Annotated in this window: 22 protein-coding genes and 1 pseudogene; 17 read left to right on the top strand and 6 right to left on the bottom strand. The window is 70.9% G+C overall.

The features are described from left to right. Positions 1 to 53: 53 nt before the first annotated feature. From ACFVYE_RS10585 to ACFVYE_RS10575, 3 genes are all read left to right on the top strand, one after another. Positions 54 to 1,028 (top strand): ABC transporter ATP-binding protein, encoded by a 975-nt coding sequence (locus ACFVYE_RS10585; RefSeq protein ID WP_383960676.1) that lies wholly within the window; start codon positions 54 to 56, stop codon positions 1,026 to 1,028. A 64-nt stretch (positions 1,029 to 1,092) separates the two neighbouring features. Beyond that, complete coding sequence (locus tag ACFVYE_RS10580; protein ID WP_383960603.1) at positions 1,093 to 1,848, top strand: ABC transporter permease; 756 nt, start codon at positions 1,093 to 1,095, stop codon at positions 1,846 to 1,848. Further along, complete coding sequence (locus tag ACFVYE_RS10575; RefSeq protein ID WP_389605030.1) at positions 1,845 to 3,812, top strand: TOMM precursor leader peptide-binding protein; 1,968 nt, start codon at positions 1,845 to 1,847, stop codon at positions 3,810 to 3,812. The genes ACFVYE_RS10580 and ACFVYE_RS10575 overlap by 4 nt, the downstream gene beginning before the upstream one ends. An 83-nt stretch (positions 3,813 to 3,895) precedes the next feature. Here ACFVYE_RS10575 and ACFVYE_RS10570 read toward each other — a convergent pair whose 3' ends face one another. Then, a complete protein-coding gene (locus ACFVYE_RS10570; RefSeq protein WP_073790073.1) occupies positions 3,896 to 4,072 on the bottom strand; it encodes a thiazolylpeptide-type bacteriocin in 177 nt (58 codons plus the stop codon). Between the two features lie 216 nt (positions 4,073 to 4,288). Here ACFVYE_RS10570 and ACFVYE_RS10565 point away from each other — a divergent pair, with 216 nt between their 5' ends. Next, positions 4,289 to 5,590: an amidohydrolase gene (locus ACFVYE_RS10565; RefSeq protein ID WP_383960597.1), complete on the top strand. Its 1,302-nt coding sequence runs from the start codon at positions 4,289 to 4,291 to the stop codon at positions 5,588 to 5,590. Then, positions 5,587 to 5,862 (top strand): hypothetical protein, encoded by a 276-nt coding sequence (locus tag ACFVYE_RS10560; protein ID WP_383960594.1) that lies wholly within the window; start codon positions 5,587 to 5,589, stop codon positions 5,860 to 5,862. The genes ACFVYE_RS10565 and ACFVYE_RS10560 overlap by 4 nt, the downstream gene beginning before the upstream one ends. A gap of 66 nt (positions 5,863 to 5,928) precedes the next feature. Here the strand turns inward: ACFVYE_RS10560 and ACFVYE_RS10555 are convergent, their stop codons facing one another. After that, a complete protein-coding gene (locus ACFVYE_RS10555) occupies positions 5,929 to 6,927 on the bottom strand; it encodes a LuxR C-terminal-related transcriptional regulator (protein ID WP_389605127.1) in 999 nt (332 codons plus the stop codon). A 458-nt stretch (positions 6,928 to 7,385) separates the two neighbouring features. Between ACFVYE_RS10555 and mfd the strand changes: the two genes are divergently transcribed. Further along, positions 7,386 to 10,916: a transcription-repair coupling factor gene (mfd, locus tag ACFVYE_RS10550; protein ID WP_383960591.1), complete on the top strand. Its 3,531-nt coding sequence runs from the start codon at positions 7,386 to 7,388 to the stop codon at positions 10,914 to 10,916. Here the strand turns inward: mfd and ACFVYE_RS10545 are convergent. Next, positions 10,897 to 11,319, bottom strand: a complete 423-nt coding sequence (locus ACFVYE_RS10545) for an ATP-binding protein (RefSeq protein ID WP_389605027.1) — start codon at positions 11,317 to 11,319, stop codon at positions 10,897 to 10,899. The two genes, mfd and ACFVYE_RS10545, sit on opposite strands and share 20 nt — an antisense overlap. A gap of 154 nt (positions 11,320 to 11,473) precedes the next feature. Here ACFVYE_RS10545 and ACFVYE_RS10540 point away from each other — a divergent pair, with 154 nt between their 5' ends. Both ACFVYE_RS10540 and ACFVYE_RS10535 read left to right on the top strand, forming a co-directional pair. Further along, positions 11,474 to 12,016 carry a GntR family transcriptional regulator gene (locus ACFVYE_RS10540; RefSeq protein ID WP_382945896.1) on the top strand — a complete coding sequence of 181 codons (543 nt, stop codon included), beginning with the start codon at positions 11,474 to 11,476 and terminating at the stop codon, positions 12,014 to 12,016. After that, entirely contained in the window at positions 12,013 to 12,798 is a 786-nt protein-coding gene (locus ACFVYE_RS10535) for a GntR family transcriptional regulator (protein ID WP_383960585.1), read from the top strand. Before ACFVYE_RS10540 ends, ACFVYE_RS10535 begins: the two co-directional genes overlap by 4 nt. A gap of 6 nt (positions 12,799 to 12,804) precedes the next feature. Here the strand turns inward: ACFVYE_RS10535 and ACFVYE_RS10530 are convergent, their stop codons facing one another. After that, on the bottom strand, positions 12,805 to 13,422 hold the full coding sequence (locus ACFVYE_RS10530) for a TetR/AcrR family transcriptional regulator (protein WP_383960582.1): 618 nt from the start codon (positions 13,420 to 13,422) through the stop codon (positions 12,805 to 12,807). 106 nt (positions 13,423 to 13,528) lie between these two features. Here ACFVYE_RS10530 and ACFVYE_RS10525 point away from each other — a divergent pair, with 106 nt between their 5' ends. The 3 genes from ACFVYE_RS10525 (at position 13,529) to ACFVYE_RS10515 (ending at position 16,147) form a co-directional block, all read left to right on the top strand. Then, positions 13,529 to 14,395: a hypothetical protein gene (locus ACFVYE_RS10525; protein ID WP_389605125.1), complete on the top strand. Its 867-nt coding sequence runs from the start codon at positions 13,529 to 13,531 to the stop codon at positions 14,393 to 14,395. Between the two features lie 130 nt (positions 14,396 to 14,525). Next, positions 14,526 to 15,296, top strand: a complete 771-nt coding sequence (locus tag ACFVYE_RS10520; protein WP_389605023.1) for an HNH endonuclease family protein — start codon at positions 14,526 to 14,528, stop codon at positions 15,294 to 15,296. Positions 15,297 to 15,397: 101 nt separating this feature from the next. Further along, positions 15,398 to 16,147, top strand: a complete 750-nt coding sequence (locus ACFVYE_RS10515) for an N-acetyltransferase (protein WP_389605022.1) — start codon at positions 15,398 to 15,400, stop codon at positions 16,145 to 16,147. A 53-nt stretch (positions 16,148 to 16,200) separates the two neighbouring features. On the opposite strand, the gene ACFVYE_RS10510 is transcribed toward ACFVYE_RS10515, so the two are convergent. Beyond that, positions 16,201 to 16,938 carry a hypothetical protein gene (locus tag ACFVYE_RS10510; protein WP_389605020.1) on the bottom strand — a complete coding sequence of 246 codons (738 nt, stop codon included), beginning with the start codon at positions 16,936 to 16,938 and terminating at the stop codon, positions 16,201 to 16,203. Between the two features lie 28 nt (positions 16,939 to 16,966). Then, positions 16,967 to 17,803 (bottom strand): DUF4190 domain-containing protein, encoded by an 837-nt coding sequence (locus ACFVYE_RS10505; RefSeq protein ID WP_383960574.1) that lies wholly within the window; start codon positions 17,801 to 17,803, stop codon positions 16,967 to 16,969. Between the two features lie 232 nt (positions 17,804 to 18,035). Between ACFVYE_RS10505 and ACFVYE_RS10500 the strand changes: the two genes are divergently transcribed. The 6 genes and pseudogenes from ACFVYE_RS10500 (at position 18,036) to ACFVYE_RS10475 (ending at position 24,526) form a co-directional block, all read left to right on the top strand. Continuing rightward, positions 18,036 to 20,192 carry an N-6 DNA methylase gene (locus ACFVYE_RS10500; protein WP_389605018.1) on the top strand — a complete coding sequence of 719 codons (2,157 nt, stop codon included), beginning with the start codon at positions 18,036 to 18,038 and terminating at the stop codon, positions 20,190 to 20,192. Positions 20,193 to 20,310: 118 nt separating this feature from the next. Continuing rightward, positions 20,311 to 21,012 carry a hypothetical protein gene (locus ACFVYE_RS10495; RefSeq protein ID WP_389605016.1) on the top strand — a complete coding sequence of 234 codons (702 nt, stop codon included), beginning with the start codon at positions 20,311 to 20,313 and terminating at the stop codon, positions 21,010 to 21,012. Then, the gene (locus ACFVYE_RS10490) at positions 21,009 to 22,547 is read left to right on the top strand and encodes a protein kinase (protein WP_383960565.1); all 1,539 of its coding nucleotides are present in this window, start codon (positions 21,009 to 21,011) and stop codon (positions 22,545 to 22,547) included. The genes ACFVYE_RS10495 and ACFVYE_RS10490 overlap by 4 nt, the downstream gene beginning before the upstream one ends. 196 nt (positions 22,548 to 22,743) lie before the next feature. After that, positions 22,744 to 23,577: a glycoside hydrolase domain-containing protein gene (locus ACFVYE_RS10485; RefSeq protein ID WP_383960563.1), complete on the top strand. Its 834-nt coding sequence runs from the start codon at positions 22,744 to 22,746 to the stop codon at positions 23,575 to 23,577. Positions 23,578 to 23,788: 211 nt separating this feature from the next. Then, positions 23,789 to 24,161, top strand: a pseudogene (locus tag ACFVYE_RS10480) (type II toxin-antitoxin system RelE/ParE family toxin). Further along, a complete protein-coding gene (locus tag ACFVYE_RS10475) occupies positions 24,158 to 24,526 on the top strand; it encodes a helix-turn-helix domain-containing protein (protein WP_389605014.1) in 369 nt (122 codons plus the stop codon). The pseudogene ACFVYE_RS10480 and the gene ACFVYE_RS10475 overlap by 4 nt, the downstream one beginning before the upstream one ends. Positions 24,527 to 24,640 lie beyond the last annotated feature (114 nt).

The raw sequence follows: 24,640 nt of genomic DNA, 5'->3' as shown, positions 1-24,640 counted from the left end.
CCCACCGCCCCGAACGTCCGACCCGCCGAGCAGCGGCGGACAAGGAGAAGTCCATGACCCCCACCGCCCCGTCCACCTCCCCGGGGAACCAGGCCGGCCCGGACGACGGCGGCCGGCACCCGGCAGCCGTCGTCCTCGACGACGTACACAAGCGGTACGGCGACACGCACGCCGTCGACGGGGTGTCCCTCACCGTGCCGCGCGGCGAGTTCTTCGGACTGCTCGGCCCCAACGGGGCGGGCAAGACCACCCTCGTGGAGATCATGGAGGGGCAGCGCAGGGCCGACTCCGGGAGCGTGACCGTCCTCGGCGCCGCCCCCTGGCCGCGCAACGCGACCCTGCTCCCCAGGCTCGGCGTACAGACGCAGACTTCGGCGTTCTTCGTCCGCCTCACCGCCCGGGAACATCTGCGCACCATGGCCGCCCTCTACCGGGTGGACCGTGCGGCGGCCGAACGCGCGCTGGACTCCGTCGGCCTCACCGAGCAGGGCGACACCCGGGTGGACGACCTCTCCGGCGGCCAGCGGCAGCGGCTCGCCATCGCCTCCGCGCTCGTCCACGAACCCGAACTGATCTTCCTGGACGAGCCGACCGCAGCCCTCGATCCGCAGGCCAGGCGCGCCCTGTGGCAGGTGCTGCGCGACCTCAAGGGCGCGGGCCGCACCATCATCTACACCACCCACCACCTCGATGAGGCCGAGGCGCTCTGCGACCGCGTCGCCATCATGGTCGACGGCTCCGTCGCCGCCCTCGACAGCCCCGCCCGCCTCATCGCCGCAGCCGGCCCCACCACCAGACTGCTGGTCCCCGAGGGCCGCCTGACCCTCGACGAGGCCCGGGCCATCGAGGGCGTCGACAGCGTCACCGAGGAGCCCGGCGCGCTCGTGCTGGAAACCCTCGAATCGGGCAGGGTCCTGGCCGCGATCGACGCCCTCGCCGGACTCCAGGGCGTACAGACGCGCACCGCCAGCCTCGAAGACGTCTATCTGACGCTCACCGGGGCGCAGGCCGGATACCCGCAGCCGTAACGGGCCGAACCGCTCGCCCCCACGGCCCCACCACCCTCGCACCCAGCGATACGGAGACACCCCGATGAGCGCATACGCGGCGCTGAGCCAGGCCGGATACCGGGCCTACACGCGCGACAGGACCACCCTCTTCTTCACCTTCGCCTTCCCGCTCATCTTCCTGGTCGTCTTCGGACTGATCTTCCACGGCCAGACGGTCGAGGAGAGCGGCAAGCCGTACATCAACTACATCGCTCCCGGCGTCCTGTCGTGGGGCGTCGGCAACGCCGCCGTGTTCGGGGTCGGATTCGTCCTCATGCAGTGGCGGCGCGACGACATCCTGCGCCTCATCCGGATGACCCCGACTCCGGTCTCCGCCGTCCTCGCCTCCCGCTATGTCCTGGCGCTGGGCATCGGCGCGGTACAGGCCGCGCTCTTCGTGGCCGTGGCCCTGCTGCCCTCGTTCGGCCTTCAACTGGACGGCCGCTGGCCGCTCGCCCTGCCGGTGCTGGTCATCGGCATCACCGCGTTCCTCGCGATGGGCGTCATCGTCGGCAGCTACGCGAAGACGCCCGAAGCCGTCGCCGCCGTGGCCAACTGCCTGATGATTCCCATGGCGTTCCTGTCCGGTTCGTTCTTCCCGCTGGACGCCATGCCGGGCTGGATGCAGAACCTCTCCCGCGTACTTCCGCTGCGCTACCTCAACGACGGGATCTCCGGGGCCCTCACCGGTGACGGCACCACCGGAGACATCGGCCTGTCCTGCGCGGTGCTCGCCGGCTTCGCCCTCGTCCTCTGCGCGATCGCGCTCAAGACCTTCCGCTGGAGCGACAAATCATGACGACCGCCACCGTCCCCCCACCCGTGCGTGGCGAGACTCCGCTGGAAGCGGCCCGCGCCGACCTCCAGCACGAACTGACCGCCCGGTACGCGAGGCTGCCCGCACCGTCGGCACTTCCCGCCCCGCTCGTCGTCCCCCTCGGCGCGGCCGACACCCTCGGCTTCGGCCGCCCCGACCCGTACGCGGACACCCGTCCCGCCGCCAACGTCCAGCTCACGTCCCGTGCCGTGCTGATCGGCCCCTGGGGCGGCGAGCCCGGCACCACAGCCTGTGGACAGTGCCTGGCCATGCGCTGGCAGCGGCTGCGCAGCCGCTCGGAGCGCGAGGCACTGGAACTCGGCAGCGCACCGCACGGTGCCGTCCACTGGCCGGTCCTCACCGATTACGCGGTCGACGCCGTCTGGTCCCTCTACCGCGCCGCACTGAGCGGCGGCCACGACACCCCCGACGCGACCCCCGCCGACCGCCCCCTGCCCCGGGTCACCCGGACCGACCTGGCGACCCTCGCCACCGCGACGTTCCCGCTCCTGCCCGAACCCCTCTGCCCCTCCTGCGTCCAGGAGGTCCCCGACTCCGCCGCTTCGGCCCGTATGGTCCTGCGCCCCGCCCCCAAACCGGACCCGGACGGTTACCGGCTGCGCTCCCTCGCCTCCTACCCCCTGCCGACCGCGGCCCTCGCCAACCCGGTGTGCGGCACCCTCGGTTCCGACACCTGGATCAACCCGACGTCCACCACCACGGCACCGGTCGCGGGCACCCATTTCGTACGGGGCTACGCCGGTCTCAACGACGTCACGTGGAGCGGCCAGGCCAACAACTACGACACCAGCCGCATCCTCGCCCACCTGGAGGGCCTGGAGCGGTACGCGGGCACCACGCGCAGACGTGGCACCTCACCCGTCGTCGGCGCCTACACGCAGCTGGCCGATCATGCGCTCAACCCCGCCGACTGCGGTCTCTACGCCCCGGAGACCTACGCGAGCGATCCCATGGTCTCCCCGTTCGACCCGGACCGGAACATCCCCTGGGTGTGGGGCCACTCCCTGCGCGACGACCGCCCCGTCCTGGTGCCCGCCAGGCTCGCCCACTACAGCGCCGGGGTCGAGGCCGACAACTTCGTCTTCGAATGCTCCAACGGCTGCGCCACCGGCGGCAGCCTGGAGGAGGCGATCTTCTTCGGACTCCTCGAAATCGTCGAGCGGGACGCCTTCCTCCTGGCGTGGTACGGCCGCGCCCCCCTCACCGCGATCGATCTCGGGACCTGCCGCTCCCCGGCCGTCCGCACGATGACCGACCGGGCCGCGCTGCACGGCTACGACGTCCATGCCTTCGATACGCGGATGGACCTGGCCGTCCCCGTCGTCACGGCCCTCGCGGTACGCAGGGACGGCGGGTACGGGATGCTGTCGTTCGCCGCCGCCGCCGGATTCGACCCGGAGGTCACCGTCGAGTCGGCCCTGTCCGAAGTCCTCACGTACATTCCGCACCTGCCCGGTCAGGTTGCCGAGCGTCACGGCGAACTCGCCGCCATGGCCCAGGACTTCACCCTCGTACGGCATCTGAAGGACCACGCCCAGCTCTACGGGCTGCCCGCGATGACCGAGCACGCGAAGGAGTACCTGGACCCCGTCGCCGTACACCCGCTGGCCGACACCTTCGGCGACTGGGAGCCGCAGCGCCCCCGCACCGGGGACCTGCTGGACGACCTGAACCTGCTGCGTGACCAGCTCACCGCCGCCGGGCACGATGTCATCGCGGTCGACCAGACCACCCCCGAGCAGCGCCGGATGGGTCTGCGCACCGTCGCCACCCTCGTCCCCGGCTTCCTGCCGCTGGACTTCGGCTGGACACGGCAGCGCGCCCTCCTGATGCCCAGGCTGCGGACCGCGCTGCGGGCGGCGGGGCGGCGGAGTGACAATCTTCCGGAGTCCGCGATCAAGCGCGTCCCGCACCCCTTCCCGTGACCGGTGCCGGCACGACGTCCGCAAGCCCCCCTCGCGTTCGATCCGCGAAGAGGGCTTGTGGACATGCGCGATGTGCGACCGGGTCAGGCGCAGCAGGAGGTGGTGCTGGTGGTGCTGGAGCAGGTCGACGTCGAGGAACAGGACGTCGAACCGGCGAGCACGACCTCCGCGGCGTCGGAGTAGTCCGAGATCTCGAAGGTCTCCGACTCCAGCTCCAGGATCTCGTCGGCGAGGGTGGCGAGCTCGGTCTTCGGGGCCATGGTGTTCTCCCTTGGGTCACGGGGATCGGCCGGCCGGTCCGGCGCTGTTCCCCTGCGCTGATGCCATTGCAGCGGGGGCCGCTGTCACATCGGCCGCGCTTTCGCTGTCAGATCGCTGGCACCCCATGACAGCGGAACGCCGAATTCCTGAAGCCGGGGCGGCGCAGGCTCACGGACAAGGCCCCAATCCCGCCCAGCGGAACGAGGTGAGATGACATGAAGGAGAACCCCACCCCACCCCAAACCCCGCCCCCGGCCACGCCTCCGTCCTCGCCCTCACCACCCCTGACGCCCCCGGTCGTTGCGCGGGCGGCCCTGCGCTCCGCGATCGAGCTCTACCTCGATGTCCATGCCCACCCGGAGCTCTCCGGCTCCGAGCAGCGCACCGCCGACCGGTTCGCCGCCCGGCTGGAGGCGAGCGGCTGCGCGGTCACCCGGAAGGTCGGCGGCGGTCACGGACTCGTGGGCGTCCTGCGCAACGGGCCCGGTCCGACCGTCATGCTCCGCACCGAACTCGACGCTCTTCCGGTCACCGAGCGCACCGGCCTCGCCTACGCGAGCACCGTGCCCGGCGTGATGCACGCCTGCGGACACGACCTGCATCTCGCCGCGGTCGCCGGAGCGGTGGCCGAACTCTCGCGGACGCGCTCCGAATGGAGCGGCACCGTCCTGGTCGCGGGCCAGCCCGCCGAGGAAACCCTGACCGGGGCGCAGGAGATGCTGGCGGACGGGCTGTACGAGCGGTTCGGAACTCCGGACGTCGTCCTCGCCCAGCACGCCTCGCCGGCACCCGCCGGTACGCTCGCGCACGCCGCGGACTTCCGTACCCCGTTGATGGCGGCCAGCACGGCGGTGGATGTCACCCTGTACGGTCGCGGCGGCCATGCGGGCACCCCGCACCTCACCGTCGACCCGGTCCTCGCGGCGGCGGCTGCCGTCCTGCGGCTCCAGTCCGTCGTGTCGCGGGAGACCGCACCGGCCGAGCAGGCGGTGCTGAGCGTCGGAATGCTGAGGGCCGGTGAGCGCGGCAACGTGATCCCGGACACGGCCGAACTCGCCCTGTGCATGAGGGCCTTGTCCCAGCCGGTGCTCGACCGGATGACGGCCGCCGCGCTGCGGATCGTGACTGCCGAATGCGCGGCGTCCGGCTGCCCGCAGGATCCGGACTTCACCGTTACCGCGCGCTCGCCCGCCCTGCTGACCGGTGCCGCCGCCACCACATCCGTACGCGCGGTGCACGAGGCGCTGTTCGGACCGGAGCGGGTGACGGACTGCGGCCCCCTCACGGCCACCGAGGACTTCTCGTGGTTCGCCTCCCAGGGCGTGGCGACGGTGTACTGGATGCTCGGCGTGACCGGGGTACGGCAGTGGCGCACCGCCCGGGACGGCGGACCGCACGTACCGCCCAACCACGCGCCGGAGTTCGCCCCGGACGTCCGTACCGCTCTGCCTGCCGGGATCGCGGCGATGGCATCGGCTGCCAGACATGTGCTGGCCCCGGAAGGGGACATGCCATGACCCGCCCCGGCAAGGAGGCCGTCCACGCCGTCGGCCATGTCGACATGGTCACCGTCCGCCGGGACAGCACCGCCCCGACCGGCGAGACCACCGTCGTACGCCTGCTGAGTCTGCTCCCCGCCCACTGGACCTGTAACCCGTGCTCCGTAGGCCCCGACCGGATCGCCCTGCGCATCGCCCTGAACCCCGCCGTCGACCGGCAGGCGGTCCGTCGTGCCGTCTCCAGTGCCCTCGCCGACCGGGCACTGGAGGGCTGGGCGGAGGAGCGGTGAGGGCGCGGCGGTGCGGGGGCGGTCCCGGGCCGGGCTGCGCAAGGGGCCCGGGGCCGCGCCCCGCACTCAGATCCAGCCGCGCTCCCGGGCCAGCAGGGCCGCCTGGGCGCGGCTCGCCGCGCCGAGCTTCTGCATCAGATCGGCGACGTACCGCCGGTACGTCCGCACCGAGACGCCCAGCTCCCGGGCGCCCGCGTCGTCCTTGCCCACGGTGCACATCGCCACCAGCACCCGCCGCTCGGTCTCCGAAAGGCCGGTGTCCGCCGCCCCGGTGTCCTCGCCGCTCGCCTGCGAGAGATCGTCCGCCTGGTCCCAGATCTTCTCGAAGAGAGCGATGATGTTGGAGACCAGACCGCTGCGGTGGGCGAGCAGCGCACCGCGCGAGGTGTTGCGCGGATCGAGCGGGACGAGCGCGGCCTTGCGGTCGTACACCAGCAGCCGTTCCGCGGTGTACGCCGTCACCCGGATCGAGGCCCCGTGCTCGGCCAGTTCCCGCAGATAGGCGGCAGTCGCCGGATCCCGCAGCGCGGCCTGTGCGACGACATTCCGGATCCGCACGCCGCGCCGCAGACATCGCAGGTCCAGCGGGCGCGAGCGGGCGATGTTCTCGGGCGACAGCTTTGTGTACGGCTCCACGGAGAGGATCTCGTCCCGGGCGAAGAACGCGAGGTCGTCGATCCGGTTGCGGATCTGCGCGAGCCCCTCCAGCTGCTCAATGCCCGGTGGAGGGGGTCTTCGCGCCCCCTGCTCCGCGCGTAGACCGTCGATGACATGGCGGGACCGGGTGACACGCTGCAGCTCCTGGTGGAGGGAGTGCAGACGTAAGTCGATCAGCCGGGCCAGCGCGACTTCGGGGTCCGTCGGAAAAATGCGCAGGTCGGAGCCCTCGGGATGGAGCAGTCCGAGCTCTTGGAGCCGTTCGATGCACGAGCGCGCGACCTGCGGGTCGGTGTGCAGCAGGAGGTGCAGGTCGTCGGTGGCGGTGCCGGGGTTGCGCAGGAAATGCCGGTAGACCTCTTCCTCGGCCTCCGAGACTCCGAATATGGACATCTCGTTCTCGCCCACGTGTGCCCCCGCTGCCTGGTCCATGCGCGGCCGCGCACTTGCGGGGATCGCCCGTGAGTGCGGGTCGACGGCTGCCGTACTCACTGCCCGTGCAACTGTTTGTGGAATCTTCGGCCAAAGCGTAGACGCTGGGATCGTTTCTGTGACGATCCCGGACGCAACTGTGTGCGATACGCAGATGAACGGTGTGTGGCCCGCGACGAGCGGCGCCGGGCGCGCGACGGACGGTACCGGCCGGTACCCGGGCGGGCCCGCGGACCCACCCGCCGCCGTCCGCCGGAATCAGGCCGCGCTCCTCCTGCCCCGGGCGATTGCGCACGCGGCTGTCACACGGGAGTCGTACGCTGGAACCCCCCGGCCCGTGAGACGTGTCGGGTCCTTCGTGTTGCCCTTCGCGTTGCCCCCTGGCGGCAGCCGGCTGTCAGACCTCGCCCTCGTTACCCGGACGGAAGCCCTTCATGAGCCTGCACGGCCTGCTGGATGTCGTCGTACGTGATCCGGCACTCTCCGAAGCGGTGAAGGCCGCCACCGACGGCCACCGGATGCACGTCGACCTCGTCGGTCCGCCCGCCGCCCGCCCCTTCGCCGTGGCCGCGCTGGCCCGTGAGGCCGGACGGACCGTGCTCGCCGTCACCGCGACCGGTCGGGAGGCCGAGGACCTGGCGGCCGCGCTGCGCACCCTGCTGCCGCCGGACACGATCGCCGAGTTCCCGTCGTGGGAGACCCTGCCGCACGAGCGGCTCTCGCCCCGCTCCGACACCGTGGGCCGCCGCCTCGCCGTGCTGCGGCGCCTGGCGCACCCGCGGAAGGACGACCCGGAGACCGGTCCGGTCAAGGTCGTCGTCGCACCGGTCCGCTCCGTGCTCCAGCCGCAGGTCAAGGGGCTCGGCGACCTGGAACCCGTAGCGCTGCGCATCGGGCAGAGCGCCGACCTCGGCAAGACGGTCGACGCGCTCGCGGCGGCCGCGTACTCCAGGGTCGAACTGGTCGAGAAGCGCGGCGAGTTCGCCGTGCGCGGCGGCATCCTGGATGTCTTCCCGCCGACCGAGGAGCACCCCCTTCGAGTGGAGTTCTGGGGTGACGACGTCGAGGAGATCCGCTACTTCAAGATCGCCGACCAGCGGTCGCTGGAGATCGCCCAGCACGGGCTGTGGGCGCCGCCCTGCCGCGAGCTGCTGCTCACCGACGAGGTACGGGAACGGGCCGCGGCGCTCGCCGAACTCCACCCGGAGCTGGGGGAGTTGCTCGGCAAGATCGCCGAGGGAATCGCCGTGGAGGGCATGGAGTCCCTCGCCCCGGTCCTCGTCGACGACATGGAGCTGCTGCTCGACGTGTTGCCGAAGGGGTCGATGGCACTGGTCTGCGACCCGGAGCGGGTCCGCACCAGGGCAGCGGACCTGGTCGCCACCAGTCAGGAGTTCCTCCAGGCGTCCTGGGCGGCAACCGCGGGCGGCGGCGAGGCCCCGATCGATGTCGGCGCGGCCTCCCTGTGGGGCATCGCGGACGTCCGCGACCGGGCCCGCGAGCTGGAGATGATGTGGTGGTCGGTCTCCCCGTTCGCCGCGGACGACGAGCTCGACGAGGACACCCTCAAGCTCACGATGCACGCCCCGGAGTCGTACCGCGGCGACACCGCCCGCGCGCTCGCCGACACCAAGGGCTGGATCGCCGACGGCTGGCGCACGGTGTACGTCACCGAGGGCCAGGGTCTCGCCTCCCGTACCGTCGAGGTGCTGAGCGGCGAAGGCATCGCGGCCCGCCTGGACCCCGACCTGGCGGAGATCTCCCCGTCGCTGGTCCACGTCTCCTGCGGCGCGATCGACCAGGGCTTCGTCGACCCGGTGCTCAGGCTCGCCGTCCTCACCGAGACGGATCTGACCGGCCAGCGCACCGCCACCAAGGACCTGGGCCGGATGCCGGCCCGCCGCCGCAAGACGATCGATCCGCTGACGCTGGAGACCGGCGACTACATCGTCCACGAACAGCACGGTGTGGGCCGCTACATCGAAATGGTGCAGCGCACCGTGCAGGGCGCCACCCGCGAGTACCTCCTCGTCGAGTACGCCCCCGCCAAGCGTGGCCAGCCCGGTGACCGCCTCTACATCCCGACCGACCAACTGGAGCAGGTCACCAAGTACGTCGGCGGCGAGGCGCCCACCCTGCACCGGCTCGGCGGCGCCGACTGGACCAAGACCAAGGCACGCGCCAAGAAGGCCGTCAAGGAGATCGCCGCCGACCTGATCAAGCTCTACTCGGCACGGATGGCGGCCCCCGGCCATGTCTTCGGCCCCGACACCCCGTGGCAGCGCGAACTGGAGGACGCCTTCCCGTACGCGGAGACGCCCGACCAGCTCACCACCATTGCCGAGGTCAAGGAGGACATGGAGAAGTCCGTCCCGATGGACCGGCTGATCTGCGGCGACGTCGGCTACGGCAAGACGGAGATCGCGGTGCGGGCGGCCTTCAAGGCGGTCCAGGACGGCAAGCAGGTCGCCGTCCTCGTACCCACGACCCTCCTGGTCCAGCAGCACTACGGCACGTTCACCGAGCGCTACTCCCAATTCCCGGTCAACGTAAGGGCGCTGAGCCGCTTCCAGTCCGACTCCGAGTCCAAGTCGACCCTGGAAGGGCTCCGCGAGGGCTCCGTCGACCTGGTCATCGGCACCCACCGCCTCTTCTCCTCCGAGACGAGGTTCAAGGACCTGGGCCTGGTCATCGTCGACGAGGAGCAGCGCTTCGGCGTCGAGCACAAGGAGCAGCTGAAGAAGCTCCGCGCCAACGTGGACGTCCTCACCATGTCCGCGACGCCCATCCCCCGTACGCTCGAAATGGCCGTGACGGGCATCCGTGAGATGTCGACGATCACCACGCCCCCCGAGGAGCGCCACCCGGTCCTCACCTTCGTCGGCCCGTACGAGGAGAAGCAGATCGGCGCGGCGATCCGCCGTGAACTGCTCCGCGAGGGTCAGGCGTTCTACATCCACAACCGTGTCGAGTCGATCGACCGCGCCGCCGCGCGCCTGCGCGAGATCGTCCCCGAGGCGAGGATCGCGACCGCCCACGGCCAGATGTCCGAACAGTCTCTGGAGCAGGTGGTGGTGGACTTCTGGGAGAAGAAGTTCGACGTCCTGGTCTCCACGACGATCGTCGAGTCCGGCATCGACATCTCCAACGCCAACACCCTGATCGTGGAGCGCGGCGACAACTTCGGCCTCTCCCAGCTCCACCAGCTGCGCGGCCGCGTGGGCCGTGGCAGGGAACGCGGCTACGCGTACTTCCTCTACCCCCCGGAGAAGCCGCTCACCGAAACGGCCCACGAGCGCCTGGCCACGATCGCCCAGCACACCGAGATGGGCGCGGGCATGTACGTCGCGATGAAGGACCTCGAGATCCGGGGCGCCGGAAACCTCCTGGGCGGCGAACAGTCCGGCCACATCGCGGGCGTCGGCTTCGACCTGTACGTACGCATGGTCGGCGAGGCGGTGGCCGACTACCGGGCCTCCCTCGAAGGCGGCGTGGAGGAGGAGCCGCCCCTGGAGGTCAAGATCGAGCTCCCGGTCGACGCACACGTCCCCCACGACTACGCCCCCGGCGAGCGGCTGCGCCTCCAGGCGTACCGCGCCATCGCCTCCGCCAACACGGAGGACGACATCAGAGCGGTCCGAGAGGAACTCACCGACCGCTACGGCAAGCTCCCCGAGCCGGTCGAGAACCTGCTCCTGGTCGCGGGCCTGCGCATGCTGGCCCGCGCCTGCGGCGTCGGCGAGATCGTGCTCCAGGGCTCGAACATCCGGTTTGCCCCGGTCGAGCTGCGCGAGTCGCAGGAGCTCCGCCTGAAGCGCCTCTACCCGAAGACGATCATCAAGCCGGCCGTCCACCAGATCCTGGTCCCGCGCCCCACCACGGGCAGGATCGGCGGCAAACCGGTCGTGGGCCGCGAACTGCTGGCGTGGACGGGGGAGTTCCTCACTACGATTCTGGGGTCTTGAGGGGCGCCGGATCCGGCGCGGATGAGATCTTGAAGACCAGCCACACGGTTTTGCCGACGACGTGATCATCGACCCCGAAGTCGTCGGCAAGCTCGCTCACCAGGTGTAATCCGCGCCCCGAACAGGCGTCGTCGTCGGGGCGCTGGACCGCCGGCTGACCGGGGCCGCTGTCACGGACCTCCAGCCGCACCAACTCCTCGCCCCGGTGGAGGCCGACGCAGAACTCACGCCCGGGTGGCGCGCCATGCAGCAGCGCGTTGGTGGCGAGCTCCGAGACGCACAGCTTTATGTCCTCGACCAGAGGGTGGAGCTCCCACTCGACGAGGACGCCGGTGACGAAGTCGCGTGAGGCACCAACGGAGGTGCGCCTGCGGGGAAATCGTCGTTGCTGCGACAGGGACACGGTTGTTCACCGCCTTGCTCGCGGGCCGTAACGTGATGGGGACTGTACTGCTATTCGTGAAAAGCGGCAAGGTTTACTCTGTGAGGGTGCGCCGGAGTCGCCTACCGTGTGATGCGGCAGGCCGGTAAGGGTGTTGGCTGCGGAGGAGAAGGACATGGGCGGCAGTGAATGGATCAGCACCTCGGTGCCTTATCTCGCCGCGCCCTCCGGAGCTCAAGGTGACGCGTGGGCGGCGGAGGCCGCATCGGAGGGGCGCCGGGGCAGTCAGCGCATTGTTCAGGCGGGCGAAGTGGAGGCGCCGGGAGCGGTCGCGGAGCTGCTGGGGACGCCCGCCGGGCAGAGCGTCGTCGCTCGTCGCAGGATCATGTATCTCGACGGTGAGCCGTGCGAGCTGACGGACACGTACTACCCCGTGGACATTGCGGGCGGCACCGGTCTGGCCGGGACTGCCAAGATCCCGGGCGGGGCGATCAGGCTTCTGGCGGACCTGGGTCATGTCGGTGTCCGCGTGCGCGAGGACGTGACCGCACGGTCGGCGACCGGGCATGAGCGGGAGCAACTGCGACTGGCGGCAGGAGAACCCGTACTGCAACTGACCCGGCTCACGCTGGACGACGCGGACCGGCCCATTCAGGTCGATGTGATGGCCATGCCTCCACGGCGTCAGAAGTTGCGGTACGAGATCAGGATCGGATGACTGTGCCCAGACCCGAAGCGGATGCCGTCGACCGCCGTTCACTGCACGAACGGATCGCGGCCGACCTCAGGGACCAGATCATGGGCGGGGACCTCGCTCCCGGCGCCAGTCTGCCGTCCACCGTGCACCTCAAGGAACGGTTCAACGCCTCGAACGCGACCGTGCAGAAGGCGCTGCAGCTGCTCAAGGACGAACAGTTGGTGGTCGGCAGGGCGGGTGCCGCGGTGACGGTCCGCGAGCATCGTCAACGAACCGTCCGCCCGGCCTCGTACATGGCCCCGGCAGGTTCGGGTGAGCCGTACCGCTGGCTGGCCGAAGCTGCGAAGGACGGATCCCGCGCGCACAGCACACTCCTTGAGGTCGTCGAGTGCGAGCCGCCTGCGGATGTCGCCGAGGCGCTCCGGCTCCCGGAGGCCGGCGCCGCACTTCTGCGACGACAACTCCTCATGGTCGACGACGAACCGGTCGAGCTCGTCGCGTCGTACTACCCGCTGGAGATCGCCCGGGGCACGGCGATGGCGGAGCGCCGGAAGATCCCCGGTGGCACGCCGACCCTGCTCGCGGAAATGGGCTACCCACCCCGGCTCAGCGTGGACCGCGTGTCCGCGCGGGTGCCCACGCAGGATCAGTACCAGGCGCTCCGGCTGCCCGGTGGGCTGCCGGTTCTGCGGACGCTGCGTGTCGTCTACAGCGACGACGAACGGCCCGTCGAAGCGACCGTCATGGTCAAGGCGGGCCATCTGTACGAGTTGCAGTACGAGTTCACGGCCGAGCGCACCTGAGGCGACTCAACTGCGTTTGCGGGGCGATGGCGACGATGCGGGCTGCTCCTGGTGTGCGATGTCCGGCCTGAACAACAGCCCGGTGACCGACCGGAAGACGTCCTCCGGGTCCTGGCTCCCCACCGGGCCGCTCAGATTGCCGCTGAGCAGCAGGGTGGCGAAACCGTGGGCCAGGGACCAGGCGGCGAGGCCCGCGAGCCGGGTGTCGTCGCCGCGTCCGGCGGTGGGGAGGTCGGTGACGCCCGCCCGCAGCTCCGTCGTGGCGCGGGCCTTCGCGGCGAGCAGTTCGGGGTCGTCGGTGCGGTAGAGGTCCGGCTGGAACATCACCTGGAAGTGTGCCGGGTGGTCGGTGGCGAACCGTACGTACCGCACGCCCCGCTCCCGTAGGTCCGGGGCATCGGCCAGTGCGTCGGCGAAGAGGGTGTAGCCCTCGGCGGCGATGGCGGTGAGCAGGCCCGTGCGGTCCTTGAAGTGATGGGCGGGGGCCGCGTGGGAGACGCCGGCCCGGCGCGCCAGGTCGCGCAGGCTCAGCGCGCCCGGGCCCTCGGTGCGGATGACATCGAGTGCGGCGGTGAGGACGGCGCGTCGCAGGTCGCCGTGGTGATAGGTGCGCTCGCTGGTCATGTGCAGCAGGTTACGCGGAATCTAGTCATTGACAAGTTCAGGAAGGGGAGAGCACTCTGGGGATCTAGTCAGTGACAAGATGCGTGACGCTGTGGAGGGCGGAGACATGTCCGAGGAGCTGGGCCGGGTGCGGCAGATGTGGCACCTGCTGGAGCCCCTGCACGCTGTTCTGTACTACGCGCCGGAGTCCTTCGAGGAGGCTGCCGGGCTCGGCTACCGCACCGATGAGCGCTGGCCGAGCTACTTCGCCTGGCGCGCCGCGCCGCTCGGGGAAGTCGATACCGACCGGGTGGCCGGCACCTTCTACAGCTTCAGCCCGGCGATGGTGCGCGAGTACGTCCCCGCCGCCTGGTCCGTCGCCTCTTCCGGCGCGGTGCTCGCCGCCCGGACGCGGGCGGTCGACCGTGCGTACCGGGGGCTGCTGGGGGAGCAGGTCGCCGGTCCGGAGCTTGCCGAGGCCGCCGCGCTCGTACGACGCGTCGCGGAGGCTGCCGACACGGCCGGCCGGCCGCTCGCCGCGGCCAACGCCGCCCTGTTCTGGCCGGAAGAACCGCATCTGGTGCTCTGGCAGGCGGCGACGATCCTGCGGGAGCATCGCGGGGACGGGCATGTTGCCGCGCTTGCCGGGGCCGAGCTCGATCCGGTCGAGTCGCTGGTCTCCTTCGCCGCCATCGGTGCGGCGCTCCCGGAGGTGTTCGCAAGCCGGGGGTGGGGTGAGGAGGAGTGGCAGGCGGCTCGTCAACGGCTCGTGAAGCGCGGGCTGCTGACGGGGGACGGTACGGCGGCCGAAGCGGGGCGGGCGTTGCGCACCGAAGTCGAGCGGCGTACGGATGAGGCGGCTGCCGCCCCGTGGAGGGCGCTCGGTGAGGAGGAGCGGGAGCGGCTGGTCGAGTTGCTGGGGCCGCTCTGGGTGGCGGTGATCGGCTCCGGGCTGCTGCCGTCCGAAACGACGCTGGGCATCGGGAAGGTGTGAGCGGCCGGGCGGGCCGGGCAGTGTGATTCCGGCCGCATCCTGCAGGAAGCGCACTCATGAACGCCCGTCAGCGGGGAAGGCGTCCGTAGGATTCCCGGGTTCGGCTTTCTCCCCGTCAGGACGGCTTCGAGTGATATCTCCCCGCGCATACCGAGTGACGCTGCCCGCCCTCAGCGTGGCGGCGGTGCTGGCCCTGGCCGGCTGCGACCCCGAGCAGGCGGCCTCCGGGACCGGGCGGAAGGGGGACGGGTCTCAGGCCGTCACCGGATTCGGGGCCAGTCCGCTCGACAACGCCGACGGTACGAAGCCGGGGCTCGCACCGCTCACCTCCGAGGCGGACATGGCGGCCGGCCGGAAGATCATCGAGAAGGTGGCGACGAAGGGGCGGGGGCCGAAGACCGGGTACGCGCGCGACAAGTTCGGCTACGCGTGGAAGGACTCGATCGACGGGATACCGCTCGCGAGGAACGGCTGCGACACCCGTAACGACCTCCTCGCCAGGGACGGCAAGGACGTGAAGTTGCGGTCCGGTTCGGACTGTGTGGTCGTGTCGATGACCCTCAAGGACCCGTACACCGGCTCGACGATCGACTGGCGCAAGCAGCAGGCCACCAAGGTGCAGATCGACCACGTCATGCCTCTCTCGTACGACTGGCAGATGGGCGCCGCACGCTGGAACGAGGCCAAGCGGCAGCAGATCGCCAACGACCCGCTCAACCTCATTCCGGTCGACGGCCCGGCCAACAACGCCAAGCGGGACTCGGGCCCCGCCTCCTGGCTGCCGCCGTACAAGCCGGTCCGCTGCTCGTACGCGGTGCGGTTCGCGCAGGTGTCCCTGAAGTACGGACTGCCGGTGACGACCGCGGACAAGCGGACCATGCTGGAGCAGTGCGGCGGGTGATCGCGTGTCGTGGAGCCCAGGGTCCCCGGTCGCGTCCCAGCCTCTGACGGTGCCGGACGGATCCGGCCGCCCCCTGCCGTCACCGCATTAGTGTGTACGGGATGGACCTGACCATAACCACACTCGCCCGGCGGCCCGAGCTTGCCGACGCGGCACTCCTGATGCCTGATGCCTGGCCGGAGTTCATACAGCACGACCTTGTTGGGCGGCAGTACTTCGGGCGGATCGCCGCCGAGCTGCCGGAGTACTCGCTCGTGGCGACGGAGCCGGACGGCACGGTCGTCGCACGGGGGTTCAGCGTGCCGTTCGCACTGACGGCGGTGGATGTTCCGCGCGGGGAGCTGCCCGACGCCGGTTGGGACCAGGTGTTGCTGTGGGCCTTCGCGGATCTGCGGGACGGGCGGGTGCCGGACACGGTCAGCGCGATCGAGATCGCCGTGGCCGGGGACCGCCGGGGGCGGGGGATCTCCGGCCGGATGCTCACCGCGATGCGGGAGAACGCCGGGCGGCTCGGATTCGGTGAGGTTGTCGCGCCGGTACGGCCGAACGCCAAACACCTGGAGATGCGGGCACCGATCGAGGAGTACGCGTACCGGACCCGGGAAGACGGGCTGCCGCACGACCCCTGGTTGCGCGTCCATGTGCGGGCGGGCGGTGAGATCGTGGGAATCGCGGCGGAGTCGATGCGGGTGACCGGGTCGCTCGAGCAGTGGCGGAAGTGGACCGGGCTGCCGTTCGACGAGGCGGGCGATGTGGAGGTGCCGGGTGCGCTGACTCCGGTGCGCTGTTCGGTGCAGCGGGGTTACGCGGTGTACGTGGAGCCGAATGTGTGGGTGCGGCACCGGGTGTGAACGCGCAGACGGAACCCGCCCGGGTGAGGGCGGGTTCCGTGGTGCCGGGCGGGTCAGGCGGGTGAGATCTTCGGCTTCTTCGCCGTGAACGGCTTGTTGAACTCGGAGAACTCGACGGTGAGGGCGCGGCCGTTGCCGCGTGCGCCGTTCGCCAGGCGTGTCCTCAGGAGGTAGGGCCTGCCCTCGGCGGCGATGCTCGCCGCCCATGTCCCGTCGTCCGTCCTGCCGGTGACGGTCAGGGTGGGTACGGAGCCGAGCGTCGCCGTCTTCCCCTTGTGGGCCGTTCCGCTCTTCGACGCGAGAAGGTCGAGGAATCCCTTCCGGTCGCAGTAGCGCAGGGCCAGCCCGGTGTGCCGGTCGTCGGCGAGTGCCTTCACCCAGCGGCCCGTGAGCCTCTTGATCTCGGCTTCGGCATCCTTGCGCGGCCTGCCCGGAGCGGCGGCCGCCCGCAGCATCGCGGCGTCGGACAGGGTGTAGACCGTGCCGCCCGTCCGCACCAGCTCCATCGTGCCCGCCGCGCCCATGGACAGCGTGACCGTGCACTGGCCCCTGACGTCCGTGGCGATGTACGCCTGGACCGGGCCCTCGGAGGAGGTCGTCTCCACCGTCATGCGTACCGACTTGGCGCCCCGGGTCGCCGCGAGGGCCTTGTCGACGACCTCGGGGCCGGTCAGCCGTGCATAGGGAGCGGCGCTTCGTGCATCGTCGAAGAGCGTGTCACAGGCCGCCGTGGGGCCGAGGGCTGTCACGGTGCAGAGAGCGGCTGCCGCGGTGCGGACGAGTGGGCGCATGGTGGTCGGCTCCGGTCGAGGGGGAAGGTCAGAGCTTCAGGTCCCACTGGGTGGCGTCGTACGTAAACCCGGGGTTGACCTCGACGGTCAGGTTCTTCGCGTCCGCAGGGGCGTCGAAGGCGAACTGGACCGTGACCTTCTTGCCCGGCAGTACCGTGCCGCTGAAGCCCTCGCCGACCTTGCCGTCGAAGATCTGATCGGCGTCCACACCGTCCTGGCCGGCGCGGGCCGTGACGCTGACGAGCGCGGAGTCGAACTTCTCCTTGCCCGCGTTCTCGATGACGACGGCGACCCGGTAGGCCTTGTTGCCCTTGGTGTGCCCGGCGGCGTACGTGTCCGGGGTGTACGAGGTGGCGTCGCCGACCGTGACCGTCAGATCGTCGTCGTACACGGCCGAGTCGCCGGCCTCCAGCGCCTTGCCGGTGTCCTTCTTCTTCTCCGCGTCCCCGTCCTTCGCGGAGTCGCTGCCGGGCTTCGGCTTCGCGGAGGCCGTGGTGTCCGACACCGCTTTGTTGAGGTCGTTCACCGCATCGTCCACGGCCTTGAACGTGATCACCGCACCCACCACCGCGAGGATCAGCGAGATCAGGCCGAGGACGGCGCCGAAGGTCGTCATGCCCTTGTTGGTGGCCTCGCCGCGCTTGGCCCGGCCCCGGCCGGCCAGGCCCAGGATCAGGGCGATGACGCCGAGGATGCCCGCCAGCCAGAACAAGAACGGGATCAGGCCCGAGACGGCGCCGATGACACCCAGGACGAGAGCGGCGATGCCCAGTCCGTTACGGGCCGGGCGCATGCCCGGCGTCTGGGCGGGGGCGTACGGCTGCTGGGGCTGCGGGGACTGCGGCGGCTGCGTGAACTGGGACATGGCTGTGCCCTCCGGCAAATGCAGAGATGGGTGGTGAGCGGTTCGTGCATCGCTCTCGTGTAGCGACAGGTCAATAACAGCAGAGCTTGTGAACCGAGTCAACACGATTCACGTCGGATGGGTTGATGCACGCTGTGAATCGATGTCGCGTGAACGGGGTCGGTATGCTCGCCGACAACCAGTACGGGGACGAGTGCCAGGACCGCCAGGATCACGACCAGGGAGACAGCCAGTGCCGGAGAACTCGACAGAGGTGACCGCGGCCGGGATCGCCCGGCTCGCGGGCGTGGGGCGCGCCGCCGTCAGCAACTGGCGGCGTCGCCATGCCGACTTCCCCAAGCCCGTCGGCGGCACTGAGACGAGCCCGTCCTTTGCGCTGCCCGAGGTCGAGCAGTGGCTGCGCGACCAGGGGAAACTCGCCGAGGTCCCAGTCCGTGAACGGGTCTGGCAGCAGCTCGCAGGACACCCGGCCGGCGCGGTCCCCGCCCTGGTCCACGCGGGCTGCGCCCTACTGCTCCTGCGGAACAGCCCCACCGTCTGGCCCGAGATCACCGCCGTGTCGGACGAGCGGATGGCCGGTGTGCTGTCCCTCGCCCTGAACGACGTGCTCGCCGCCCGCTTCGGACCGGCCGCGGAAGCCGGACGGGCTGTTCACACCCCCAGCCGCGCGGAACTGTTTCCGTCCATTCCGCTGCTGCGCGGCATCGCGGAACTCGCTGCCGAGGCCGGGGCCCCGCAGACCTTCGAGTTCCTGCTCGGCCGCCAACTTGACGCCAACCCGCGCCAGTACACGCTCACCCCGCCCGGCCTCGCCGAACTGATGGCTGCCCTGGTGGAGACCGGGAAACAGCCTGCCCGCACGGTCCTCGACCCCGCCGCGGGCACCGGCGCCCTGCTGCGCGCAGTCGGCCGCCCGACCGCCCTGTACGCGCAGGAGGCCGACCCCGACCTTGCCGCGCTCACCGCACTGAGGCTCGCCCTGCTCACCGACCCCGACAACAGCTGCACCCTCGCGGTACGGACCGGCGACACCCTGCGCGCCGACGCCTTCCCGCGGCTCGCCGCCGACGCCGTGCTCTGCCACCCGCCGTTCAACGAACGCAACTGGGGTCACGACGAACTCGCCTACGACCCGCGCTGGGAGTACGGCTTCCCGGCCCGTACCGAGTCCGAACTCGCCTGGGTCCAGCACGCCCTCGCCCATCTGCGCGAGGGCGGTACCGCCGTAGTCCTGATGCCCCCGGCCGCCGCGTCGCGCCGTTCCGGCCGCCGGATCCGCGCCGATCTGCTGCGCCGCGGCGCCCTGCGCGCCGTCATCGCGCTCCCCGCCGGTGCCGCACCCCCGTACGGCATCCCGCTCCACCTCTGGGTGTTGCGCAAGCCGGGCAGCGGCCTGCATCCCTCGCCCGAACTGCTGCTCGTCGACACCGCCGAACCCGCCGAATCCCCCTCGGCGGGCCCGGCGTCCGCCGCCCCGTCAGGCGGACGCGACCGGCTGGACTGGCAGGCGGTGCGCAGCGCCGTACTCGACGCCTGGCAGTCGTTCGAGGGCGAGGGCGAGGACGAGGGTGCAGGCAGGGGCAGGCCCGGCCGGGCGGACCGGACCGGCCACGGCCACCCGCTCGGGGTCCGGCCGGGCGTCAGCCGCGCCGTCCCCGTCATCGAACTCCTCGACGACGACGTGGACCTGGCCCCCGCCCGGCATCTGCCGCCCCCGGCAGCCGCGGGCGGACCGGCCGAGCTGATCCGCGTACGGGAACGGCTCAGCGAGACGCTCGGTCTCACCGGCACCCTCACCCCGCCGGCCGTGACCCTCTCCGATCCGGCCCACTGGCCGCTCACCACCGTCGGTGAACTCGCCCGCGCCGGCGCCCTCCAGCTCCGCACCGGCGGCTCCGGCACCGGCCCGGTCCCCGTCCTCACGGAGCACGACGTCCTCGGCTCCACTGCCCCTTCGGGAAGCCTCCCGGTCGATGGGCCCCCCGAGGAGCCGGTCCTCGTCGAACCGGGCGATGTCGTCGTCCCCGTGCTCGGCGGAGGCTCCGTCGCCCGTGTCATCGACGACGCCACCGCGGGCGCCGCACTGGGCCGCAACCTCCAGTTGCTGCGTCCCGATCCGGCCGCCCTCGACCCTTGGTTCCTCGCCGGTTTCCTGCGCGGCACCGCCAACAACCGCCAGGCCAGCAGCTACGCCTCCACCGCCACCCGGCTGGACGCCCGCCGACTCCAACTGCCCCGGCTGCCGCTCGCGGAGCAGCAGAGGTACGGGGAACGGTTCCGAGCCCTGGCCGAGTTCGAGGACGCGCTCCGGCTGGCCGGCCGGCTCGGCGGACAACTGGTCCAGGGGATGTACGACGGACTGACGGACGGCACGGTCGCGCCGAAGTGAGGTGAACCACAACGGTTCCGTACAACCCGGGGCCGGTTGTCGGTGTCGCCCCTTACGCTCGGATCTGCGTACACGGAGCGTGTGCGCGGACGTTCACGACCAGGTCTCAGGAGCAGCCATGTACGCCCCGGGTCATCCGCCGACGCAGCCGCGCCGGGTTCCCAGCCGGGCCTGGATCGTCTCGATGCGCGTGCTGTTCGTCGTGCTCTCGGTGTGCTCGCTCGGACTGCTGCTGTGGAGCCCGCTGCTCCGCCTCGCGATCGTGCGCCGCCGGACGTCCGACTGGTGGCTGGCCGGGGCCGGGTTCGTGTTCGTCTGTGTGCTCCTGCCGATCCTCGGAAGGGACGGCAATGACGAGCCCACAGGCATCGACAACGTCCTCATACCGCTGCTGTTGCTGGCGATGGCGGCCGCTTCCGCCTACTACCTGGTCGGGGACATCCGTCACTACGAACAGCTCACGAAGCAGAACCTCATGGGCGGTTACGCGCCCTCGGTGCCGGGGTACGGTTACGCGCCCACGGCGCCGATGCGTGTGCCCGCCCCCGCGCCCGTGCCCGTACAACAGCCGCCGCTGCGTCAGCCGATGCAGGCAAGGCAGCCGATGCAGCCGCCCGCCGCACCGCCTCAGCAGTACCAGCAGCCCCAGCCGCATCCTTCGGTTCACCCTCAACCGAGCCCCCAACCGCACTCCCAGCCGCACTCCCAACCGCACTCCCAACCGCACCCCCAGCCGCACCCCCAGCCCCAGCGCATCGACCAGGTCCGCGCCGAGCTCGACGAGTTGAGCGACTACCTCCGCAAGGAGGAGGGACGGTGAGCGGACGCCTCATCGGCGGGCGGTACCAGCTGGCGACCATCCTCGGCCAGGGCGGCATGGGCCAGGTCTGGACGGCCTACGACCAGCGCCTGGACCGCCGGGTCGCGGTGAAGCTGCTCCGCCCCGACCGGGTCACCGGCCCCATCGGCAGCGAGGCCGCGGGCGAGCTGCGCCGCCGCTTCGTCCGCGAGTGCCGGGTCACCGCCCAGGTCGACCATCCGGGCCTGGTCACCGTCCACGACGCGGGCAGCGACGGCGACGACCTGTACCTCGTCATGCAGTACGTGGAGGGCGCCGACCTCGCCGACCATCTCGCCGAGCACGACCCGTACCCCTGGCAGTGGTCCGTCGCGGTCGCCGCCCAGCTCTGTGCCGTCCTCTGTGCCGTGCACGCGGTGCCGATCGTCCACCGCGACCTCAAGCCCCGCAATGTGATGGTGCGTCCGGACGGCACCGTCACCGTCCTCGACCTGGGCGTCGCCTCCGTCCTGGACACCGACACCACCCGTCTCACCCACACCGGTTCGCCGATCGGCTCCCCGGCCTACATGGCTCCCGAGCAGGCGATGGGCGGTGCCGTCGGCCCGTACACCGATCTGTACGCACTCGGTGTGCTCCTTCATGAACTGCTCAGCGGCGACGTGCCGTTCGCGGGGTCGACCGCCCTCGGTGTGCTGCACCGCCACCTCTACGAGCCACCGCTCCCGGTCCGCCGGATCCGGCCCGACATCCCCGAACCGCTCGAAACGCTGGTGCTGCGGCTGCTGGCCAAGGACCCGCAGCATCGCCCGTCCGGCGCCCAGGAGGTGTACGAACACCTCGCCCCGCTGCTGCCCACCCGGGGCACAGGGCTCCCGACAGGACCTCTCGACCCGACCCGCCCCTTCCTGCGCCCGCACGCCCCGTGGCCCGACCGCGCGACCACCCCGCCCCCGCCTCCGGCCCCGCCCGCCCGGGCCGCAGCCCGGCCCGATGTCGCCGCCGCCGTCGACGACGTCAAGAAGCTGCTCGGCGAGGGCCGCATCACCCAGGCCGTGGACATCCTCGGCTCCATCCTCCCGGTCGCGGCCGAACAGCACGGTGAGGATTCCGCCGTGGTCCGCATCCTGCGCAAGCAGTACGCGGCGACGCTGATGGACGACGGCCAGTACCGCCGCGCCCTGCCCGAACTGCGCCGCCTCGCCGACGACCGCGCGGCGGAGGCCGGCCCGGCCGACGCCCAGACGCTCCAGTTCCGCTACGACGCGGCCCAGTGCCTGGAGCAGCTCGGCGAACCGGCCGCCGCGCTCGCCGAGTACCGCGCGGTTCTCCCGTACTACGAGAATCACCACGCCATGGGCAACGACCCGGCCCGCTCCTTCGAGATCCGCAACCGCATCGGGCACCTGCTGCTCGCGGTCGGCGACCATGTGGCGGCGCGCGTACAGCTGCAGGGGCTGCTGTACGACACGGAGCGGGCATACGGACCGCACCATCCGCTGCCGGTGGAGCTGCGCCGCCGCCTCGACCGCCAGGTGGAGGTGCACGGCGGCTGACGGGGCGGCGGAGCCGGCGACGGTCGCGACGAGGGCGAGTAATGGACACGCCAAGCTTCCGCAATGGATTGTCGTGGAGACCGCGGCCGGGGGCGAAGGCCGGCTCCGGCGTGAGACCGTGATCTGCCGCCGGGGCGGCTGACGACTCGCCTGCCCCGTCGGCCTCTCACTTCTTTCGAGCACTGTTGAGGTCTCTGTGCCTTCTCACCGCATATCCAAGAAGCACCGCCGCATCTCCATGGCCGTGGCAGGCGTGGCCGTTCTCGCCGGTGGCGCGTTCGCCGCCGAGGCCGCCACCGCCACCACGGTCTCCAGGCCCGCGCCGAAGATCTACACCGGGCATGTCTTCGACACCTGCACCGCACCGTCGCTGACCACCATGAAGGGCTGGTACAGCTCCTCCGTCTACCACGGTGCCGCCGTGTACGTCGGCGGGAAGAACCGCGGCTGCGCTCAGCCCAACCTCACCGCCTCCTGGGTGAAGTCCGTCAGCGCCACCGGATGGAAACTGGTCCCGCTGTACGTCGGCGCGCAGCCGCCGTGCCAGACGAGCGCCAACCCCGAGAAGATGACCGCCGCCAACGCCACCTCGCTGGCCGTCACCGATGCCAACGACGCGGTGGCGAAGGAGGCCGCGCTCGGGATGAAGCCGGGCAGCCCGGTCTACCTCGACATGGAGTACTTCGACCCGAAGAACACCTCCTGCGTGAACACGGTGCTCTCCTACATCCGGTCGTTCGACAAGACGGTCAAGGCCAAGGGGTACTGGTCCGGCTTCTACGGCTTCAGCAACTCCAGCGCCGCCGTCGTGGCCAGCGCCACGAACCGTACGGACCTGCCGGAGATCCTCTGGTACGCCCGCTACGACGACGTGTACTCCACCACCAAGGGCTTCCCGTACGCCTCGACGCTGTACACCGGGCACCGCCGAGGTCACCAGTACGCCGTCAACAAGAAGGTGACGCACACCGGGGGCACGCTCACGATCGACCGGAACGCCTGGGACGCCCCGGTCGCGATCGTGGGCTAGTTCCCTCAGGCCGGACCCCGCCGTCGCCGCCGCGCCCCCCACACCCCGGCCCCCAGCAGGACGAGCACCGCGCCCGCGCCCACCGTCGCACCCGCCCGCAGGCCCGGGGCCGGAACGTGCAGTCGACGGAGGTGCCGCGGGCGGGGGGCCGGGGTGGCAACCAGTCCGGACAGCACTGCGGGTTCATATAGATTTCTGTATTGTCGCTTCCGTGAGTGGTCCTTGGCGGCTTGAGATCGAGCCGGAAGTCCGACGTTGGCTGGAACTCCTTTCGGATGCCCAGTACGACAAGGCCGAACGGGCGGCCGACATGCTCGCCGCCCAGCCAACGACTCTGGGGGAGCCGTACTCGCGCCACCTCGGCGGCAAAGTACGCGAGCTGCGTTTCACCATGGACGGCAACGCCGTGCGCATCACGTACTGGCTGGCTCCTGACCGGCACATCGTGCTGCTGACGGTGTTCCGTAAGACCAGGCAGCGCGAGACGACCGAGGTCGAGCGCGCGCCAGGCACAGAAATCGTGCGAGGCGGACCACGGTCCTGCGGAGCACAGCTACGACCGGATCAAGGAGGAGAATCCGTGAACCACTCCCAGTGGAAGACCCGCCGGACGAGGAAGCTCCTGGGAGACTCGGTCGAGGAGTCCCCGGCCTACCGGGAAGCCGGGTATGCGTTCGCACTCGGCCAGGCCGTCTACGACCGCCGTGTCGAACTCGGTCTGTCGCAGACCGAACTGGCGCGGCGCGCAGGCATGACCCAGCCGCAGATCTCTCACATCGAGGGCGGCGACTCCGTGCCTACCCTGCAACTGCTCACTCGCCTCGCCAAGGCCCTGGACGCGTCGCTGACCATCGACCTCGACGGCGATACCTCAGCTTTCGTCTTCACCCCGCACGACGGCCGCGATCCTGACGAAGCGCCCCCGGGCAACCGCTCCACAGCGGCTTGACGTGTGACCAACCAGCGCCCGTAGAAGCCGCTGCCGCCTCGCATGACGTGGGAACCCCTGAGCGGGCGGGGACACCACCGGGGGCACGCTCACGATCGACCGGAACGCCTGGGA

The sequence above is a fragment of the Streptomyces sp. NPDC058239 genome (genome assembly GCF_042882185.1).
Classification (GTDB): Bacteria; Actinomycetota; Actinomycetes; order Streptomycetales; family Streptomycetaceae; genus Streptomyces.
This window is presented reverse-complemented; position numbering and strand designations above follow the sequence as displayed.

Excerpts from the sequence above, each read along its gene's own strand:
- ACFVYE_RS10505 (WP_383960574.1), bottom strand. The coding sequence starts at position 17,803 with ATGTCCCAGTTCACGCAGCCGCCGCAGTCCCCGCAGCCCCAGCAGCCG.
- ACFVYE_RS10575 (WP_389605030.1), top strand. The coding sequence starts at position 1,845 with ATGACGACCGCCACCGTCCCCCCACCCGTGCGTGGCGAGACTCCGCTG.
- ACFVYE_RS10580 (WP_383960603.1), top strand. The coding sequence starts at position 1,093 with ATGAGCGCATACGCGGCGCTGAGCCAGGCCGGATACCGGGCCTACACG.
- mfd (WP_383960591.1), top strand. The coding sequence starts at position 7,386 with ATGAGCCTGCACGGCCTGCTGGATGTCGTCGTACGTGATCCGGCACTC.
- ACFVYE_RS10565 (WP_383960597.1), top strand. The coding sequence starts at position 4,289 with ATGAAGGAGAACCCCACCCCACCCCAAACCCCGCCCCCGGCCACGCCT.
- ACFVYE_RS10585 (WP_383960676.1), top strand. The coding sequence starts at position 54 with ATGACCCCCACCGCCCCGTCCACCTCCCCGGGGAACCAGGCCGGCCCG.
- ACFVYE_RS10515 (WP_389605022.1), top strand. The coding sequence starts at position 15,398 with ATGGACCTGACCATAACCACACTCGCCCGGCGGCCCGAGCTTGCCGAC.
- ACFVYE_RS10495 (WP_389605016.1), top strand. The coding sequence starts at position 20,311 with ATGTACGCCCCGGGTCATCCGCCGACGCAGCCGCGCCGGGTTCCCAGC.
- ACFVYE_RS10570 (WP_073790073.1), bottom strand. The coding sequence starts at position 4,072 with ATGGCCCCGAAGACCGAGCTCGCCACCCTCGCCGACGAGATCCTGGAG.
- ACFVYE_RS10510 (WP_389605020.1), bottom strand. The coding sequence starts at position 16,938 with ATGCGCCCACTCGTCCGCACCGCGGCAGCCGCTCTCTGCACCGTGACA.
- ACFVYE_RS10525 (WP_389605125.1), top strand. The coding sequence starts at position 13,529 with ATGTCCGAGGAGCTGGGCCGGGTGCGGCAGATGTGGCACCTGCTGGAG.
- ACFVYE_RS10560 (WP_383960594.1), top strand. The coding sequence starts at position 5,587 with ATGACCCGCCCCGGCAAGGAGGCCGTCCACGCCGTCGGCCATGTCGAC.
- ACFVYE_RS10530 (WP_383960582.1), bottom strand. The coding sequence starts at position 13,422 with ATGACCAGCGAGCGCACCTATCACCACGGCGACCTGCGACGCGCCGTC.
- ACFVYE_RS10540 (WP_382945896.1), top strand. The coding sequence starts at position 11,474 with ATGGGCGGCAGTGAATGGATCAGCACCTCGGTGCCTTATCTCGCCGCG.
- ACFVYE_RS10535 (WP_383960585.1), top strand. The coding sequence starts at position 12,013 with ATGACTGTGCCCAGACCCGAAGCGGATGCCGTCGACCGCCGTTCACTG.